Here is a 16,134-nt window from a genome sequence, read left to right on the forward strand (position 1 = left end):
ACGAGGGGACGGCGCGACGGCGGTGGACGGCGCCCGCCCCGGGCTTGACCCGCGCGGGCGGAGATTCGATCTGGAACAAGTCATGAACGAAGTGTCCTGGAAAACCCCGCGCCAGCCGTGAACCCGTCATGAGCCCGGACCTGTCGCCGGACCTCGCCCCCGCCGGGGGCCTCCGCAAGGTCATCCATATCGACATGGACGCGTTCTACGCGTCGGTCGAGCAGCGCGACGACCCTGGGTTGCAGGGCCGGCCGATCGCGGTCGGGGGCTCGCGGGAGCGGGGCGTGGTGGCGGCGGCGAGCTACGAGGCGCGGGCCTTCGGGGTGCGCTCGGCCATGCCCGCGGTGACGGCGCGCCGGCTCTGCCCGGACCTCGTCTTCGTCAAGCCCCGCTTCGACGTCTACCGGGCGATCTCGGAGGAGATCCGGGCGGTGTTGGCCGAGCACACCGCGGTGATCGAGCCGGTGGCCCTCGACGAGGCCTATCTCGACGTGACCAAGAACCGCCAGGGCCTGCCGAGCGCCACCGCGGTGGCAGGGGCGATCCGGGCGGCGATCCGGGCCCGGACCGGGCTCGTGGCCTCGGCGGGGGTCTCCTACAACAAGTTCCTGGCCAAGGTCGCCTCCGATTACCGCAAGCCCGACGCGCTCTTCGTGATCACCCCCGCGATGGGGCCGGCCTTCGTGGAGGACCTGGCGATCGGCCGCTTCCACGGGGTCGGGCCGGTGACGGAGGCGAAGATGAAGAGCCTCGGCATCCTGACCGGGCGCGATCTCAAGGCGCGTTCGCTGGAGGAGCTCCTCCGGCATTTCGGCAGCGCCGCGGCCTATTACCACGCGGTGGCGCGGGGCATCGACGAGCGCCCGGTCCGGGCCCACCGCATCCGCAAGTCGATCGGGGCCGAGACCACCTTCGCGGAGGACGCGACCGCCTACGAGACCCTTGCCGAGCGCCTGGGGCCGATCCTCGACAAGGTCTGGGCGGGCTGCCTCGCCCGGGACCTGCGCGGGCGCACCGTGACCCTCAAGGTGAAGTTCTCGGATTTCGAGCAGATCACCCGGGCCCGCTCCCTCCCCGCCCCCGTGGCCGACCGGGACGGCCTGGAGCGGGTCAGCCTCGCGATCCTGCGCGACGCCTTCCCGCTGCGCCGGAGCGTGCGTCTCATCGGCGTCTCGCTCTCGGCCCTGCACCACGGCCCGGCAGAGGAGCCCCGGCAGCTCGGCCTCGGGATCTGAGGACCGGCGCCGGCCCGGGGGACGATCCGCAGCGGGCGCCCGATCCGCCTCAGCCCCGCCCCGCGTCGCGGCGGCTTTGCCGGTAATCCCTCGAGATGGCAGAAGCGGCCGGTGGGAGCCGCCTCCGGCTCGGCGAAGGGACGCGGCATGACGGTGTCGAGCGAGGACGACCTGGCGGGGCTGAGGCGGATCGGGCGCATCGTCGCCAACGCGCTGGAGGCGATGGGCAAGGCCGTCGAGCCCGGCATGACCACGCGCGAGCTCGATCAGGTCGGGCGGGCCTTCCTCGAGGCGGCCGGGGCCCGGCCGGCCCCGGAGCTGGCCTACGGCTTTCCGGGGGCGACCTGCATCAGCGTCAACGAGGCGATCGCCCACGGCATCCCGGGCGACCGCCGGATCCGGCCGGGCGACCTCGTCAACATCGACGTCTCGGCGGAGCGGGACGGCTACTTCGCCGATACCGGGGCGTCGTTCGCCGTGCCCCCCGTGACGCGCGCGGTGGAGCGGCTCTGCACGGACGGGCGCCGGGCGATGTGGGCGGGCCTGCGCCAGGTCGGCAGCGGCAGGCCGCTGGCGGGCATCGGGCAGGCGGTCGGCGCCTTCGCGCGCCGGAACGGCTACACGCTGGTGCGCAACCTCGCCAGCCACGGCGTGGGCCTGTCGCTGCACGAGGCGCCGACCGAGATCGCGACCTGGCCGGACGCCTCCGAGCGCCGGATCATGGGGGACGGGCTGGTGTTCACCGTCGAGCCCTTCCTGTCCCTCGGCGCGACCTTCGCGGCGGATGGCGACGACCCCTGGACCCTCTACAGCCAGCCGCGGGCCCCGACGGTGCAGTACGAGCACACCGTCGTCGCCGCGCGCAACGGCCCCCTGATCCTCACCATGCCGGGCCGGTAGCGACGCCGGCCGGAAGGGACCCCGCGAGGTCGCGGGAGCCCGTCCGGGCGCAGGTCCCCCGATCCCCGGATCACCGGACATGGGCCGCGCCGGAGCGGGCGCGTCCGGCGCGGCCCGGCGGAGCCGGCGCGCAGGCCCGCCCCTCAGGCCTCGGCGCCCGCGAGGGCGCGCCGGACGTAGCCCCGCGAGATCAGGCGGCTCCGCGCGCGCTCCCGGCGCTCGGCCTCGCGCAGGTCCGCCAGGGCGTCGGCGATCGCCCGGCGCAGGGCGAGCCCCGGATCCCCGGAGGCGGTCCTGAGATACGCCTGGGCGATCTCCTCCACCGGACCGGGGGGCGTCTCCGTCACCGGACGGGCCTGTGTGTCAGCCGTAGCCATCGGGGTGCTCCCAACGAGAACGGACACAGAACACGCCCGGACGGTTAAGGTTCGGTTAAGAACATGCAGCGGGTTGTGGACAAGGCGCGGCCCTCCCGGGCGCGGGACGCCCGCCCAGGCTTCCGTCGTGCGGCCGCACCCGCCGGTCGCCGGGGCCGCGAGGTGCGGCGCGGCGCTCGGCCGGGTCCGGGCTCAGCTGTGAATCACCTTGCCGTAGGCGTCGAGCACGCTCTCGTGCATCATCTCGGAGAGCGTCGGGTGCGGGAACACCGTGTGCATCAGCTCTTCCTCGGTGGTCTCCAGCGTCATGGCGACGACGTAGCCCTGGATCAGCTCGGTCACCTCGGCCCCGACCATGTGGGCGCCGAGCAGCTGGCCGGTCTTGGCGTCGAAGATCGTCTTGACCATCCCGTCCGGCTCGCCGAGGGCGATGGCCTTGCCGTTGCCCGCGAAGGGGAAGCGGCCGACCTTGACGGCGAAGCCCTGCTCCTTGGCCTTGGCCTCGGTGAGGCCGACGCTGGCGATCTGCGGCTGGCAATAGGTGCAGCCCGGGATCTTGCCCTTGTCCATCGGGTGGGTGTGCAGGCCCTTGATGGTCTCGATGCAGATGACGCCCTCGTGCTCGGCCTTGTGGGCGAGCATGGGCGGCCCGGCGACGTCCCCGATGGCGTAGAGGCCCGGCACGTTGGTGCGCCCGAGCCCGTCGGTGACGACGATGCCGCGGTCGATCGTGACCCCGAGCCTCTCGAGCCCGATCCCCTCGATGTTGCCGACGACGCCGACCGCCGAGATCAGCTTCTCGGCGGTGATCGTCTGGGACTTCCCGTCCTGGCCCTCGATCGTGGCGGTCACGCTGTCGGCGGCCTTCTCGACCTTGGTCACCTTGGCGCCGGTGAGGATCTTGATCCCCTGCTTCTCGAAGCGCTTGCGGGCGAGGCCCGCGATCTCCGCATCCTCCACCGGCAGGATCTGGGGCAGCAATTCCACCACCGTCACCTCGGCGCCCATGGTGCGGTAGAAGGAGGCGAACTCGATCCCGATCGCGCCCGAGCCCATCACCAGCAGGCTCTTGGGCATCGCCTCCGGCACCATCGCCTCGTAATAGGTCCAGATCTGCTTCTTGTCGGGTTCGATGCCGGGGATCGCCCGGGGGCGGGCGCCGGTCGCCACGATGATGTGCTTGGCCGCGTAGGTGCCCGCCCCCTTGGCGCCCTTCGGGGCCTCGGCGCGCTTGGTCTCCTTGACGGTGACCTGGCCCGGCTGGTTGCCCTTGGCGACGGAATCGACCGCGGCCTCGCCCCAGATCACGTCGACCTTGTTCTTCTTGAGCAGCATGCCGACGCCGCCGTTGAGCCGGCCCGAGACGCCGCGCGAGCGCTTGACGATGGCGGCGGTGTCGAAGCCGACCGTCCCGGCGCTCAGGCCGTAATCGCCCGCGTGCTGCATGTAGTGGTAGATCTCGGCCGAGCGCAGCAGGGCCTTGGTGGGGATGCAGCCCCAGTTCAGGCAGATGCCGCCGAGATGCTCCCGGTCGACCACCGCGGTCTTGAACCCGAGCTGCGCCGCGCGGATCGCCGTGACGTAGCCGCCGGGGCCGGCGCCGATGATGAGGACGTCGTAGGTGTCGGCCATGGTGCTATCCTCGGCGTGTGATCCGGATCGTCATTCCGGGGGGCTGGGCAGTAGAGCCCGGACACCAGACGCGCCGGCGGCATCGGCTGGATCTCGGCCTGCGATTCTGGATTCCGGGGGCGCGCGCGCCCCAGACTGACGGCTCTCGATGGAGGCTCGGCCACGACGCGTGCCGCGACAGCCGCGGCCACCCTCACACCAGCATGCCCATCGGGTTCTCGATCAGGCTCTTGAAGGCCGCGATCAGCTCGGCGCCGAGCGCCCCGTCGAGGACGCGGTGGTCGCAGGAGAGGGTGGCGGTCATCATCTGCACCACGGCGGGCGCGTTCTCCTTCACCACCACCCGCTTCTCGCCCGCGCCCACCGCCAGGATGGTCGATTGCGGCGGGTTGATCACCGCGGTGAAGTGCTTGATGCCGAACATGCCGAGGTTCGAGACCGAGGTGACGCCGCCCTGGTACTCCTCGGGCTTCAGCTTCTTGGCCCGCGCCCGGCCCGCGAAATCCTTCATCTCGTTCGAGATGGTCGAGAGGGTCTTCTCGTCGGCCCGGCGGATCACCGGGGTGAACAGGCCCCCGTCGATCGCCACCGCGACCCCGACCTCGGCGTGCTTGAAGCGCAGCACCCGGTCCTCGGCCCAGACGGCGTTGGCGGCCGGCACCCGGATCAGCGCGAGGCCCATCGCCTTGATGATGAAGTCGTTGACCGAGAGCTTGAAGCTCGGCTTGCCGTCCTTGTCCTTGCCGGCGCTGCCGTTGAGCTGCTCGCGCAGCTTCATCAGCGCGTCGATCTCGCAATCGACCGTGAGGTAGAAGTGCGGCGCCACCTGCATCGCCTCGGTGAGGCGCTTGGCGATGGTCCTGCGCATGCCGTCGAGGGGAACCTCCTCGTAGGCGCCCTTCTGGTAGAAGCCCCGGACCTGATCGAGGCTGAGGCCGGCGGGCGCCGCCGCGGCGGCCCTCGGGGCCGGGGCGGACGGGGCCGGCGCCGCGGCGGGGGCCGCGGCCTCGGGCGCGCCCGCCTTCGCATCTGCCTTCGCACCCGCCTTGGCGGTGCCGCCCGCCACCGCCGCGCGGACGTCGCGCTCGATCACCCGGCCGTGGGGGCCCGAGCCCGGCACGGCCGAGAGGTCGATGCCCTCCTGCTTGGCGATGCGGCGGGCGAGCGGGGAGGCGAAGACGCGCCCGCCCGATTCCGCCGGGGCGGCGCCGTTCGCCTTGACCCCGGACGCCTTGCCCCCGTTCGCCTCGGCCCCGCTCGCCTTGGCCGCTGGCGTCGCGCCGTCCGGGGCCTCGTTCACCCGCTCGTAGCTCATGTGGCCGCCGCCGGGGGTGGTGTTCTGGCCGGCCGGGGCGGGCTCGGCCTGGGCCGCCGGCGCGGGCGCCTGGGCACCGCCGCCGGCGGGGGCCTGGACGCTGCCCGGGTCCTCGCCCTCGGCGGCGATGAGGGCGATCAGGTCGTTGACCGGCACGTCGGCGGTGCCCTCGGGCACCAGGATCTTGGCGAGCACGCCCTCGTCGATCGCCTCGACCTCCATGGTGGCCTTGTCGGTCTCGATCTCGGCCAGCACGTCGCCGGACTTGATCGCGTCGCCCTCCTTCTTGAGCCACTTGGCAAGGTTGCCCTTCTCCATCGTGGGCGACAAAGCGGGCATCAGGACGTTGATGGGCATCGCAAGGTTATCCTGATCGGCCAGTGGCCTGGCGTTGAATCTTGAGCGTTCAGTTGAGGAGGCTGTCCGGCCCGTCGGGGGGATCGGTCTCGGCCTCGAGGCCGGCGCGGATCTGCGCGAAGGCCTCCTCCTCCGAGAGGTCGGTCTCCAGGGCGTAGACCCGGGCCGCGTGGCGGGCGAGGTCGATCAGGAGGACACCCCAGGTGAAGGGGTCGTCGAAGGAGCGGCGGAGCGCGACGCTCACCGCCCCGTCGACGACGCTCGCCCGCAGGACCTCGACGCCGCCCTTCTCGAGGGCGTCCGGGGGAACGGAGAGCGGTTGGAACGCCTTCGGCATCTTAACGGTAGCAGACGCTTTTCGCCGCCTCGACCACCTCGGCGACGTTCGGCAGGGCGAGCTTCTCGAGGTTGGCCGCGTAGGGCATCGGCACGTCCTTGCCGGTGATGCGCAGGACCGGCGCATCGAGGTAGTCGAAGGCGTCGACCATCAGGCGCGCCACGATCTCGGCGCCGACCCCCGATTGCGGGAAGCCCTCCTCGACGGTGATGCAGCGGCCGGTCTTCCTGACCGACTCGACCACCGTGTCGGTGTCCATCGGCCGGATCGTGCGCAGGTCGATCACCTCGGCCTCGATGCCCTGCTCGGCGAGCGCCTGGGCGGCCTTGAGCGCGTAGGTCATGCCGATGGCGAACGACACGATGGTGACGTCCGAGCCCTGGCGGTGGATGCGGGCCTTGCCGATCGGCAGCACGAAGTCGTCGAGCTTCGGCACCGGGAAGGACTGGCCGTACAGGATCTCGTTCTCGAGGAAGATCACCGGGTTGGGGTCGCGGATCGCGGCCTTGAGCAGCCCCTTGGCGTCGGAGGCCGTGTAGGGGGCGATGACCTTGAGGCCGGGCACGTTCGCGTACCAGGCGGCGTAGTCGTGGCTGTGCTGGGCGCCGACGCGGGCGGCGGCGCCGTTCGGGCCCCGGAACACGATCGGGCAGCCGAGCTGGCCGCCCGACATGTAGAGGGTCTTGGCGGCCGAGTTGATGATGTGGTCGATCGCCTGCATGGCGAAGTTGAAGGTCATGAACTCGACGATCGGCTTCAGGCCCGTATAGGCCGCGCCGACGCCGATGCCGGCGAAGCCGTGCTCGGTGATGGGGGTGTCGACGACGCGGCGCGCCCCGAATTCCTGCAGCAGCCCCTGCGTGATCTTGTAGGCCCCCTGGTACTCGGCGACCTCCTCGCCCATCACGAAGACGTCCTCGTCCCGGCGCATCTCCTCCGCCATGGCGTCGCGGAGCGCCTCGCGCACCGTCATGGTCACCATCTCGGTGCCGGCCGGGAACTCCTCCATCACGGGCGCGGGCGCCTTGTTGGTGATGGTGGCGGGCGCGGCGGGCGCCCGGGGGGCGTCGTCGCCGGTCTTGGCGCTGGGGGCGGGCTTCGCGGCCTGGCCCTCGGCCTGCATGTCGGGGGCGGGGGCGGACTGGCCGCCGGAATCGGCGCCGTTCGCCCTGGCCTTGGGGCCGCCGGCGGAGGCGGCCGAGACGTCCTCGCCCTCCTCCGCGATGATGGCGATCGGCGTGTTGACGGCGACGCCCTCGGTGCCCTCCTGGATCAGGATCTTGGCGAGCACGCCCTCGTCGATCGCCTCGACCTCCATGGTGGCCTTGTCGGTCTCGATCTCGGCCAGCACGTCGCCGGATTTGACCGTGTCGCCCTCCTTCTTGAGCCACTTGGCGAGCTTTCCCTCCTCCATGGTCGGGGAGAGAGCGGGCATCAGGATGTCGGTCGCCATGGGTTACTCTGTCGGTGGGCGTCTGGGGGGCGGCCCGGGAGGGCGTCTCGCGGGGCGTCGCGCCGTCAGGCGCGGGCCTCCAGGAGGATGTCGGTCCAGAGCTCGGACGGATCGGGCTCGGGATCGTGGGTGGCGAATTCCGCGGAATCGTTGACGGTCTCGCGCACCTTGGCGTCGGTGGCCTTGAGCTCGGTCTCCGGCACGCCGTGCAGCTCGATCAGGCGCTTGCGCACCATCTCGATCGGGTCGTGCTCCTCGCGCATCTTCGAGACCTCGTCCTTGGTCCGGTACTTGGCCGGGTCGGACATCGAATGGCCGCGGTAGCGGTAGGTCTGCATCTCGAGGATGTACGGGCCCTCGCCGGAGCGGGCATGCGCGATGGCGCGGCTCGCCGCCTCGCGCACGGTGCGCACGTCCATGCCGTCGACCTGCTCGCCCGGGATGCCGAAGGAGAGGCCGCGCCTCGAGAAGTCCGTCTGGGCCGAGGCGCGGGCCACCGAGGTGCCCATGGCGTAGCGGTTGTTCTCGATGACGTAGATCACCGGCAGCTTCCACAGGGCCGCCATGTTGAAGCTCTCGTAGACCTGGCCCTGGTTGGCCGCGCCGTCGCCCATATAGGTGAGGCTGACCTTGCCGTTCCGCCGATAGGCGTCGGCGAAGCCGAGGCCGGTGCCGAGGGAGACCTGGGCGCCGACGATGCCGTGGCCGCCGAAGAACTGCTTCTCGCGGGAGAACATGTGCATCGAGCCGCCCTTGCCGCGCGAGTAGCCGCCGCGGCGCCCGGTCAGCTCGGCCATGACGCCCTTCGGGTCCATGCCGCAGGCGAGCATGTGGCCGTGATCCCGGTATCCGGTGATCACCTGATCCCCCTCCACCGAGGCCATCTGCATGCCGACGACCACGGCCTCCTGGCCGATATAGAGGTGGCAGAATCCCCCGATCAGGCCCATGCCGTAGAGCTGGCCCGCCTTCTCCTCGAAGCGGCGGATCAGCAGCATCTCGTGATAGGCGTGGAGATCCTCGTCGCGGGTGAATTGCGGCGCGTTCGGCGCGGGCTGGTGGGCTGCGGCGGCCTCGGGTTTGCCTGCGGCGGCCTCGGGTTTGCCTGCGGCCGCCTCGGTTTTGCCCGCGGCAGCTTTGGCTGCATCGAGCTTCGGCTGCCCCGCCTCGTTCGCGGCATCCATCGGCGACCTCCCGTGAACCTGTCCCTTGGCTACGGTTTAGGGCACGCCGCGGCGGAAGGCGAGCGCCGGTTCTCTGACAGGAGGAGTGCATTGTCAGCCCAGCCCGGCGCCAAGTCCGGCCGAACCGAGCGGTCTTGGGGCGCCGGGCGGCCGCGGAGGGGGGAGCGGGCCGTCACAACCGGTCGTCGGCCGGGGGCCGCGACCGCTTCCCGGCAGCCGATGATCGCCAGAACCCGCAGATCACGGATCGATGATCACCACATCGTTGGCGTGCACCCGCCCGAGCACGACGCGGGCGCGCTCCTCGAGGAGGTCGCGGTCGATCTGCTCGCTGCGCAGGAGCGCGACGCGGTGCTCCCAGGTGGCCCGCTCCGCCTTGGCGGTGGCGAGCTCCTGGCTCAGCCCGTAGGCCTGGATCTTGAGGGCGCGCTTGGCCTCGAGGCCGCGATTGCCGTTCTCGGCCTGGTACACGAAGTACCCGACCACGAGGGCCGACACGGTCCACAGACCGAGCGGCATGAGAACGGTTCTGACGCGGCGACGGACGACCATGGGGCGACCATCGCCGGACAAGGTTAAGGAAGGCTTGTCGTCCGGCGGCTCAGGGCGCGTGGGGCCGCCGGACCACCGCCCGGGAGCCCCCTGCCCCCTGCCCCCTTCTCCCTGCCCGGCCGTTCCCTCAGCGGCTCGCGAGCTGCTTGATCGCGGCCCGGCCGGCGTAGCGGCCTTGCGCGCCGAGGCCCTCCTCGATGCGGATCAGCTGGTTGTACTTCGCCAGCCTGTCGGAGCGCGCCAGCGAGCCGGTCTTGATCTGCCCGCAATTCGTCGCGACCGCGAGGTCCGCGATGGTCGAATCCTCGGTCTCGCCGGAGCGGTGCGACATCACCGCGGTGTAGCCGGCGCGCTGGGCCATATCGACCGCCGCGAGGGTCTCGGTGAGCGAGCCGATCTGGTTCACCTTGACCAGGATCGAGTTGCCGGTGGACGCCGCGATGCCGCGGGAGAGCCGCTCGACATTCGTCACGAACAGGTCGTCGCCGACGAGCTGGCAGCGGTCGCCGATCTTCTCGGTCAGGAGCTTCCAGCCCTCCCAATCGTCCTCCGACATGCCGTCCTCGATCGACAGGATCGGGTACTGGGCCACGAGCCCGGCGAGGTAGTCGACCTGGGTGGCGATGTCGCGGGTCTTGCCCTCGCCCGCGTAGTGGTAGGCGCCGTCCTTGAAGAACTCGGTCGCGGCGCAGTCGAGCGCCAGCACCATCTCGGTGCCGGGCTCGAAGCCCGCCGCCTGGATCGATTCCATCACGAAGTCGAGCCCGGCCTCGGCCGAGGGCAGGTTGGGGGCGAAGCCGCCCTCGTCGCCCACATTGGTGTTGTGGCCGGCGCGTCTGAGGGCGCCCTTGAGGGTGTGGAACACCTCCGAGCCCATCCGCACCGCCTCGGCGAGCGAGCTCGCCCCCACCGGCATGATCATGAATTCCTGGAAGTCGATCGGGTTGTCGGCATGCGCGCCGCCGTTGATGATGTTCATCATCGGCACCGGCAGGACCCGCCCCTGCACGCCGCCGATGTAGCGGTAGAGGGGCAGGCCCGCGGTCTCGGCCGCGGCCTTGGCGACGGCGAGCGAGACGCCCAGGATCGCGTTGGCGCCCAGGCGCGCCTTGTTGGGCGTGCCGTCGAGCTCGATCATCGCCTCGTCGATGGCGACCTGGTCCTCGGCATCCATGCCGCCGATCGCGTCGAGGATCTCGGTCTGCACGGCGTTGACCGCCGCCCGCACGCCCTTGCCGCCGTAGCGGCCCGTGTCGCCGTCGCGCAGCTCCACCGCCTCGTGGGCGCCGGTCGAGGCGCCGGACGGCACGGCCGCGCGGCCGAAGGAGCCGTCCTCCAGGAGCACGTCCACCTCGACGGTGGGATTGCCCCGGCTGTCCAGGATCTCGCGGGCGGCGATGTTGGTGATCGCGGTCATCAAAGTTCCCTCTCGAGACGTCGTCGGGCTCGGGCCGGGCCCTGGCGGGGCAACCGTGGCCGGCGCGCGACGGCGCGCCACGGGCGGGTGCGGCATCGGCGCAGGGGCTTATCCGTCAACGCGCGGCGTCCGGCAAGCGCCAGCCCCGCTTCGGAGGGAGGTCGGGCGCCGAATTCGCCGGCGCGCCGCCGTGCGCCTTTCCCGGGGCCGGCCCGGCGCTGCGGCGATCCGGACGCGAGGCTCCGCGCCCGCATCGGATGCATCGCGGGCGCGGGAGCGGTATAGGGCGGGCCATGATCGACGAGACCCCGACGCACGAGATTCCGGCGAACGAACCCGTGACTCACGAAACCGCGACGAACCAGCCCCTGCAGCTCGGACAGGCCAGCGCCCTGCCGGCCTCCCCCGACGAGGCCCGCCTCGACCGGGTGCCGAACCCGCATCCGGACACGGATTACCTCGCGCGCTTCACCGCGCCCGAGTTCACCTCGCTCTGCCCGGTGACGGGCCAGCCCGACTTCGCCATCCTGGTGATCGATTACGTGCCCGACCAGTGGCTCGTCGAGTCGAAGGCGCTCAAGCTCTACCTGCACAGCTTCCGCAACCACGGGGCCTTCCACGAGGATTGCACCGTGGCGATCGGCAAGCGCCTGCGCGATCTCCTCGCGCCGCGCTACCTGCGCATCGCCGGCTTCTGGTACCCGCGCGGCGGCATCCCGATCGACGTGTTCTGGCAGACCGGCGAGCCGCCGAAAGCGGTCTGGCTGCCGGATCCCGGCGTGCCGCCCTACCGGGCGCGCTGAGCGCCGGGGCCGGAACAGAGGAAGGGCGGCCGGTGGGGACCGGCCGCCCTTCGATGATGGAGGCGTCGCGTCGGGCGCCGAAGGCCCGGTTCGTCGCGGTGGCTCAGTAGCCGTAGCCGTAACCGCCGCCGCCATAGCCGCCGCCGTAACCGTAGGCCGGGGCGCCGTAGACCGGGGCGTAGCCGCCGTCATAGTAGCCGGAGCGCCCGTAGGCGTCGCGTGCCGCGCCCGCCGCGATGGCGCCGGCCGCGAGGCCCGCGATGCCGAGGCCGACCGCCGCACCGGTGCCGATGCCGCGACGACCGCCGCGGTAGCCGTGACCGTAGCCGTAGGCCTGTCCGTGGCCGTAGCCGTAGCCGCGCGGGCGGGCATCCGCCGCGGTTGCCGTGAGGGCACCGATCGAAAGGGTGACGGCGGAGATGAGAGCGAGCTTGCGCATGCTGTCCTTTCAAGTGCGAGAGACCAATTCGCAGATCCAACGTTCTCCCTGCCCAGTCGTTCCGCGACATCGTGGTGAATCGGTATCAGCCAATACCGGCGCCGCGCCGGGTCGGAGCGCGCGATCACTGGAATCGGAGGCCGGCCGGACAGGCCGGAACCACGTCCCGGCGCGGCCTGATCTCGCGGGTTCGGCGGATGGCGGCCGTGCCCGTGCGGCGCGCCGACGGGCCGGGCGCCCGCCCTCGGTCGAGGGCGGGCGGATCCGGTGGACGGCCCGGGATCAGGCCGCGCCGGGTCCCGCGCCCTTCGCCAGGCGGTCGTAGGCCTGGAGCGTGGCGAGCAGCGCCGGCATGTCCTTGAGCGCCACCATGTTGGGGCCGTCCGAGGGGGCGCGGTCGGGATCGGGATGCGTCTCGATGAAGAGGCCGGCCACGCCCACCGCGACCGCCGCGCGGGCGAGGACGCCGACGAACTCGCGCTGGCCGCCCGAGGTCGCCCCCTGCCCGCCGGGCTGCTGCACCGAATGGGTCGCGTCGAACACCACCGGCAGGCCCCCCGTCACCTGCGCCATGATGGGCAGGCTGCGCATGTCGGAGACGAGGGTGTTGTAGCCGAAGGAGGCGCCGCGCTCGGTCACCAGCACGTTCGGATTGCCGGCGCCCGTGAGCTTGGCGGCGACATGCGCCATGTCCCAGGGGGCGAGGAACTGCCCCTTCTTGACGTTGACGGCGCGGCCCGTGGCGGCGGCGGCGAGCAGCAGGTCGGTCTGCCGGCAGAGGAAGGCCGGGATCTGCAGCACGTCGACCACCTCGGCCGCCGGCGCGCATTGCTCGGCCGCGTGGACGTCGGTCAGGACGGGCAGGCCGAAGCGCTCCTTGATCTCGGCGAAGATCGGCAGCGCCTCCGCGAGGCCGAGGCCCCGGGCCGAGCCCGCCGCGGTGCGGTTCGCCTTGTCGAAGGAGGCCTTGAAGACGAGGCCGAGGCCGAGGCGGTCGGTCATCGCCCTGAGGGCCTCGGCGATCTCGAGGGCGTGGGCGCGGCCCTCGAGCTGGCAGGGGCCGGCGATCAGGCCGAAGGGACGATCGTTGGCGAAGGCGACGTCGCCGACGCGCACGGTGGCGGGAGCGGGAAGATTCGGGCTCGACATCCGGGCGGTCTAGCCCGCCGCGCCGGCGCGGGAAAGGCCGGCGGCCGGATGCTCCGGCGGCGCGAGGCCCGCCCGGCGGCGCAGCGCAGCGGGCCGGGCGCGGCGGAGCACGCAGACGGTGAGGTCCCCCGAGAGGGCATCCCCGCGCGGCCCCGTCTCGCAGCGCAGCGCCGCGCGCCCCGCCCGGCCCTCCCGGGGGGCGCTCGTCAGGAGCGAATCCTGGTGCAGCCGCAGGGCCAGCACCTCGGCCTCCCGCGCCCGAGCACCCGCGAGCCCCTGCGCCGCCAGCCCGATCAGGGTGAAGAAGGGCGCCCGCGGCTCGCGCTCCCGGGCGGCGAAGACCATCCGGGGATCGCGGCAATCGAGGCTCATGCGCTCGGCATCCGCCGCGCGGAACACCGCGAGGGCGCCGCTGCGCCCGGCGAGCGAGGCGCCGGTCGCCCGGATCACCCGGGCCGTGAGGGCGTCGCAGCCATCGGCGCGGGCGGAGCCGAGGCAGGCTGCGCCGATGGCCGCGAGCGCGAGGCCGGCGACGAGGGGATGCGCGTTCTTCGGGGATCTCGGGGGCGTCATCGGGCCGCTGTAGCGCATTTCCGGGCCCCGCGGCATCCGCCCGGCCCGGCTCAGCGCTCCCCGAGGGAGCCCGTGGTCTCGGAGGCGACCGGGACGACGCCCGCGTCGGCACAGGCCTGGCGCGCGTGGCTGCGCAGGACCCGGGGCAGCCGCACCGGGTGGTCGCCCGCCTCGTCGTGCAGGATGCCCGTCAGGGCCTCGGTCGAGAGGGTGCCGCGGAACGAGACCGGGCCGGCTTCCGTCTCCGCCGTGAAGGCCAGGGCCTTGCTGGCATCGTCGAGGGCAAGCTCCATGCCCTGCGTCGGCGCGAGCCCCCCGCCCCCGCCGGATTCGTAGACGAGGCCGTCGCCCTGCGGCGAGCGCCGGAGGGTGATGCGCCGGCCCCCGATCCGGCCGCTGGCCGCGAGGATGCAGAGATCGGCGTAGACGTAGGTGCCGGAGTTCCAGACCGGCCGCGCCGCGGCCGGGCCCGTCATCAGGAGGGCCGAGAGGAGCGGAAGGGCCGAGTGGACCGGAAGGGCCGGAAGGGCCGGAAGGGCAATGTACAGACCCGCTGCCCGCATCGCGTCGCTCCCTCGCCCGCCCGCCCGTTCAGGCCGGACGAAAATCGCCCATGCAGGATTCGGGCGCGCAGGACTGTGCGCTACGTCACATGAGGCTGGGCTCGGGCGGCAGCCGGCCTGGGGCGCGCGGCCGGTCCCGCCCCGGGGAGCGGGCGAAGGGTCGGGCTGAGGCCGGGAAAACGGCACCGCGCCCGGAGGAGGCGGCGCCGGCAACCCGGAGAGGATCCGTGGGGATCGCGAGCCCGGCTGGCCCGCGATCCGTGCTGCGGCCGGGGATTCAGCCGGCGTTCTTCGAGAGGGAGACCGCGACGAAGCGGGTGACGCCCTTCTGGCTCTTGATCCGCATCAGCACCGCCTTGCGGCCGCTCGCCTCCGCGGAGCGGATGCGCTCGGCGACCTCGGAGGGCTTGGTCACGCTCTGGCCGGCGACGTCGAGGATGACGTCGCCCTGCTCGATGCCCTTGGCGGCGGCCGGTCCGTCGGGATCGACCTCCATCACCACGACGCCCTCGTCGGAGAGGCCGGCCTCCGAGGCCGGGGCGAGGCTGAGGCCGAGGCGGGGCTGGCCGTCGGAGGCGTCGCTGCCGCGGCTCGCCACCTGACCGCCCTCGGTCGGCAGGGCGCCGAGGGTGATGGTCGCGGTGTCGGACTTGCCGCCGCGCAGGTAGGCGACCTCGACCTTGGCGCCGGGCTTCAGGCCGGCGATCTTGCGCGAGAGCTCCTTGGCGTCGCCGACGGGGGTGCCGTTGACCGACTCGATCACATCGCCGGACTTGAGGCCGGCCTTGGCGGCGGGCGTGCCGGATTCGGCGTGGTCCACCAGGGCGCCCTTCGGCTTGTCGAGGCCGAGCCCCTCGGCGATGTCCTGCGTCACCGGCTGGACCTGGACGCCGAGATAGCCGCGGGCGACCTTGCCGTCGGTGCGCAGCTGCTCGACCACCGCCTGCACGGTCTCGGCGGGGATCGCGAAGGCCAGGCCCACGCTGCCCCCCGACGGGGAGGCGATCGCGGTGTTCACGCCCACCACCTCGCCGTTGACGTTGAAGGTGGGGCCGCCCGAATTGCCCTTGTTGATCGGCGCGTCGATCTGCAGGAAATCGTCGTAGGGGCCGGCGCCGATGTCGCGGCCGCGGGCCGAGACGATGCCCGCCGTCACGGTGCCGCCGAGGCCGAAGGGGTTGCCGATCGCCACCACCCAGTCGCCGACGCGCGGGGCCGCCTTCCCGAACTGCACGTACGGGTAGGGGCCGCCATCCTTGATCTTGAGGAGGGCGATGTCGGTCTTCGAATCCTTGCCGATGACCTTGGCGTCGAGGGTGCGGTTGTCCTCGAGGGTCACCTGAACGGTCTTGGCGTGGTCGACCACGTGGTTGTTCGTCACCACGTAGCCGTCGGCCGAGATGATGAAGCCGGAGCCCACGGCGCCGCGCTGGCCCTGGCGCTGCGGCGTGCCCGGGACGGTGCCGTTCGGGCCCCCGCCCTGGCCGCCCTGCCCGAAGCGCTTGAAGAACTCGCGCAGCTGCGGCGGCACGTTCTGCAGGCCCCGGCCCTGGCCTTGGCCTTGGCCGTCGTCGTCCGCCTCCGCCGTGTCGTCGAGCTTGACCTTCACCGAGACGACGCCGGGCTTCACCTTGTCGACGATGTTGGCGAACGACCCCGGCGGGTGCTCGGGGGCCTCGATCGGGGTCCTGGGAAGCGCCTGGGCGTGGGCCGGCGTCGCGGGCTGGAGGAATTCGGCCCCGACCGCGCCGCCGGCCACGAGGGCCGCCGCGGCGACGGAGGCGAGGGCGTTGCGGCGGAAGCGGCGGGCGGACAGGTTCGGCTGGTCGGTCATCGGGGAACTCCGGT

The 16,134-nt window shown here is 72.3% G+C and carries 16 protein-coding genes; 3 read left to right on the forward strand and 13 right to left on the reverse strand.

Going from position 1 to position 16,134, the window contains the following annotated elements:
• The first annotated feature begins 128 nt into the window (after positions 1–128).
• Both dinB and map read left to right on the forward strand, forming a co-directional pair.
• A complete protein-coding gene (gene dinB / locus F6X51_RS12510) occupies positions 129–1,235 on the forward strand; it encodes a DNA polymerase IV (RefSeq protein ID WP_150964002.1) in 1,107 nt (368 codons plus the stop codon).
• A gap of 147 nt (positions 1,236–1,382) precedes the next feature.
• Positions 1,383–2,135 (forward strand): type I methionyl aminopeptidase, encoded by a 753-nt coding sequence (map, locus tag F6X51_RS12515; RefSeq protein ID WP_150964120.1) that lies wholly within the window; start codon positions 1,383–1,385, stop codon positions 2,133–2,135.
• Positions 2,136–2,278: 143 nt separating this feature from the next.
• Here map and F6X51_RS12520 read toward each other — a convergent pair whose 3' ends face one another.
• The 8 genes from F6X51_RS12520 to eno all read right to left on the reverse strand — a co-directional run bounded on the left by F6X51_RS12520 (position 2,279) and on the right by eno (position 10,759).
• Positions 2,279–2,512, reverse strand: coding sequence for a hypothetical protein (locus tag F6X51_RS12520; protein ID WP_150964003.1), 234 nt, complete (start codon positions 2,510–2,512; stop codon positions 2,279–2,281).
• Between the two features lie 192 nt (positions 2,513–2,704).
• Positions 2,705–4,144: a dihydrolipoyl dehydrogenase gene (gene lpdA, locus F6X51_RS12525; RefSeq protein ID WP_150964004.1), complete on the reverse strand. Its 1,440-nt coding sequence runs from the start codon at positions 4,142–4,144 to the stop codon at positions 2,705–2,707.
• Positions 4,145–4,337: 193 nt separating this feature from the next.
• Positions 4,338–5,816: a pyruvate dehydrogenase complex dihydrolipoamide acetyltransferase gene (locus F6X51_RS12530; protein WP_150964005.1), complete on the reverse strand. Its 1,479-nt coding sequence runs from the start codon at positions 5,814–5,816 to the stop codon at positions 4,338–4,340.
• Between the two features lie 49 nt (positions 5,817–5,865).
• Positions 5,866–6,153: a DUF5076 domain-containing protein gene (locus tag F6X51_RS12535; protein ID WP_150964006.1), complete on the reverse strand. Its 288-nt coding sequence runs from the start codon at positions 6,151–6,153 to the stop codon at positions 5,866–5,868.
• A 1-nt stretch (position 6,154) separates the two neighbouring features.
• Positions 6,155–7,606 (reverse strand): pyruvate dehydrogenase complex E1 component subunit beta, encoded by a 1,452-nt coding sequence (locus F6X51_RS12540; RefSeq protein WP_150964007.1) that lies wholly within the window; start codon positions 7,604–7,606, stop codon positions 6,155–6,157.
• Positions 7,607–7,671: 65 nt separating this feature from the next.
• On the reverse strand, positions 7,672–8,790 hold the full coding sequence (gene pdhA / locus F6X51_RS12545; RefSeq protein ID WP_150964008.1) for a pyruvate dehydrogenase (acetyl-transferring) E1 component subunit alpha: 1,119 nt from the start codon (positions 8,788–8,790) through the stop codon (positions 7,672–7,674).
• Between the two features lie 240 nt (positions 8,791–9,030).
• Positions 9,031–9,342, reverse strand: a complete 312-nt coding sequence (locus F6X51_RS12550) for an FtsB family cell division protein (RefSeq protein ID WP_150964009.1) — start codon at positions 9,340–9,342, stop codon at positions 9,031–9,033.
• A 127-nt stretch (positions 9,343–9,469) separates the two neighbouring features.
• Positions 9,470–10,759 (reverse strand): phosphopyruvate hydratase, encoded by a 1,290-nt coding sequence (eno, locus tag F6X51_RS12555; RefSeq protein ID WP_150964010.1) that lies wholly within the window; start codon positions 10,757–10,759, stop codon positions 9,470–9,472.
• Positions 10,760–11,097: 338 nt separating this feature from the next.
• On the opposite strand from eno, the gene queF reads away from it, so the two are divergent.
• Positions 11,098–11,562 (forward strand): preQ(1) synthase, encoded by a 465-nt coding sequence (gene queF, locus F6X51_RS12560; RefSeq protein ID WP_246696773.1) that lies wholly within the window; start codon positions 11,098–11,100, stop codon positions 11,560–11,562.
• 103 nt (positions 11,563–11,665) lie between these two features.
• Here queF and F6X51_RS12565 read toward each other — a convergent pair whose 3' ends face one another.
• The 5 genes from F6X51_RS12565 to F6X51_RS12585 all read right to left on the reverse strand — a co-directional run bounded on the left by F6X51_RS12565 (position 11,666) and on the right by F6X51_RS12585 (position 16,120).
• Positions 11,666–12,001 (reverse strand): hypothetical protein, encoded by a 336-nt coding sequence (locus F6X51_RS12565; protein WP_150964012.1) that lies wholly within the window; start codon positions 11,999–12,001, stop codon positions 11,666–11,668.
• 282 nt (positions 12,002–12,283) lie between these two features.
• Positions 12,284–13,150 carry a 3-deoxy-8-phosphooctulonate synthase gene (kdsA, locus tag F6X51_RS12570; protein WP_150964013.1) on the reverse strand — a complete coding sequence of 289 codons (867 nt, stop codon included), beginning with the start codon at positions 13,148–13,150 and terminating at the stop codon, positions 12,284–12,286.
• A 9-nt stretch (positions 13,151–13,159) separates the two neighbouring features.
• Positions 13,160–13,741 carry a hypothetical protein gene (locus F6X51_RS12575; protein ID WP_246696774.1) on the reverse strand — a complete coding sequence of 194 codons (582 nt, stop codon included), beginning with the start codon at positions 13,739–13,741 and terminating at the stop codon, positions 13,160–13,162.
• A gap of 32 nt (positions 13,742–13,773) precedes the next feature.
• Positions 13,774–14,286, reverse strand: a complete 513-nt coding sequence (locus F6X51_RS12580; RefSeq protein ID WP_150964014.1) for a hypothetical protein — start codon at positions 14,284–14,286, stop codon at positions 13,774–13,776.
• A 277-nt stretch (positions 14,287–14,563) separates the two neighbouring features.
• A complete protein-coding gene (locus tag F6X51_RS12585) occupies positions 14,564–16,120 on the reverse strand; it encodes a Do family serine endopeptidase (protein WP_150964015.1) in 1,557 nt (518 codons plus the stop codon).
• Positions 16,121–16,134: the final 14 nt, after the last annotated feature.

The sequence above is a fragment of the Methylobacterium planeticum genome (assembly GCF_008806345.1).
GTDB lineage: Bacteria > Pseudomonadota > Alphaproteobacteria > Rhizobiales > Beijerinckiaceae > Methylobacterium > Methylobacterium planeticum.

What these genes read in the sequence shown, in the direction of transcription:
- dinB (WP_150964002.1), top strand. Translation starts at nt 129, where the DNA reads ATGAGCCCGGACCTGTCGCCGGACCTCGCCCCCGCCGGGGGCCTCCGC.
- map (WP_150964120.1), top strand. Translation starts at nt 1,383, where the DNA reads ATGACGGTGTCGAGCGAGGACGACCTGGCGGGGCTGAGGCGGATCGGG.
- F6X51_RS12520 (WP_150964003.1), bottom strand. Translation starts at nt 2,512, where the DNA reads ATGGCTACGGCTGACACACAGGCCCGTCCGGTGACGGAGACGCCCCCC.
- lpdA (WP_150964004.1), bottom strand. Translation starts at nt 4,144, where the DNA reads ATGGCCGACACCTACGACGTCCTCATCATCGGCGCCGGCCCCGGCGGC.
- F6X51_RS12530 (WP_150964005.1), bottom strand. Translation starts at nt 5,816, where the DNA reads ATGCCCATCAACGTCCTGATGCCCGCTTTGTCGCCCACGATGGAGAAG.
- F6X51_RS12535 (WP_150964006.1), bottom strand. Translation starts at nt 6,153, where the DNA reads ATGCCGAAGGCGTTCCAACCGCTCTCCGTTCCCCCGGACGCCCTCGAG.
- F6X51_RS12540 (WP_150964007.1), bottom strand. Translation starts at nt 7,606, where the DNA reads ATGGCGACCGACATCCTGATGCCCGCTCTCTCCCCGACCATGGAGGAG.
- pdhA (WP_150964008.1), bottom strand. Translation starts at nt 8,790, where the DNA reads ATGGATGCCGCGAACGAGGCGGGGCAGCCGAAGCTCGATGCAGCCAAA.
- F6X51_RS12550 (WP_150964009.1), bottom strand. Translation starts at nt 9,342, where the DNA reads ATGGTCGTCCGTCGCCGCGTCAGAACCGTTCTCATGCCGCTCGGTCTG.
- eno (WP_150964010.1), bottom strand. Translation starts at nt 10,759, where the DNA reads ATGACCGCGATCACCAACATCGCCGCCCGCGAGATCCTGGACAGCCGG.
- F6X51_RS12565 (WP_150964012.1), bottom strand. Translation starts at nt 12,001, where the DNA reads ATGCGCAAGCTCGCTCTCATCTCCGCCGTCACCCTTTCGATCGGTGCC.
- kdsA (WP_150964013.1), bottom strand. Translation starts at nt 13,150, where the DNA reads ATGTCGAGCCCGAATCTTCCCGCTCCCGCCACCGTGCGCGTCGGCGAC.
- F6X51_RS12575 (WP_246696774.1), bottom strand. Translation starts at nt 13,741, where the DNA reads ATGCGCTACAGCGGCCCGATGACGCCCCCGAGATCCCCGAAGAACGCG.
- F6X51_RS12580 (WP_150964014.1), bottom strand. Translation starts at nt 14,286, where the DNA reads ATGCGGGCAGCGGGTCTGTACATTGCCCTTCCGGCCCTTCCGGCCCTT.
- F6X51_RS12585 (WP_150964015.1), bottom strand. Translation starts at nt 16,120, where the DNA reads ATGACCGACCAGCCGAACCTGTCCGCCCGCCGCTTCCGCCGCAACGCC.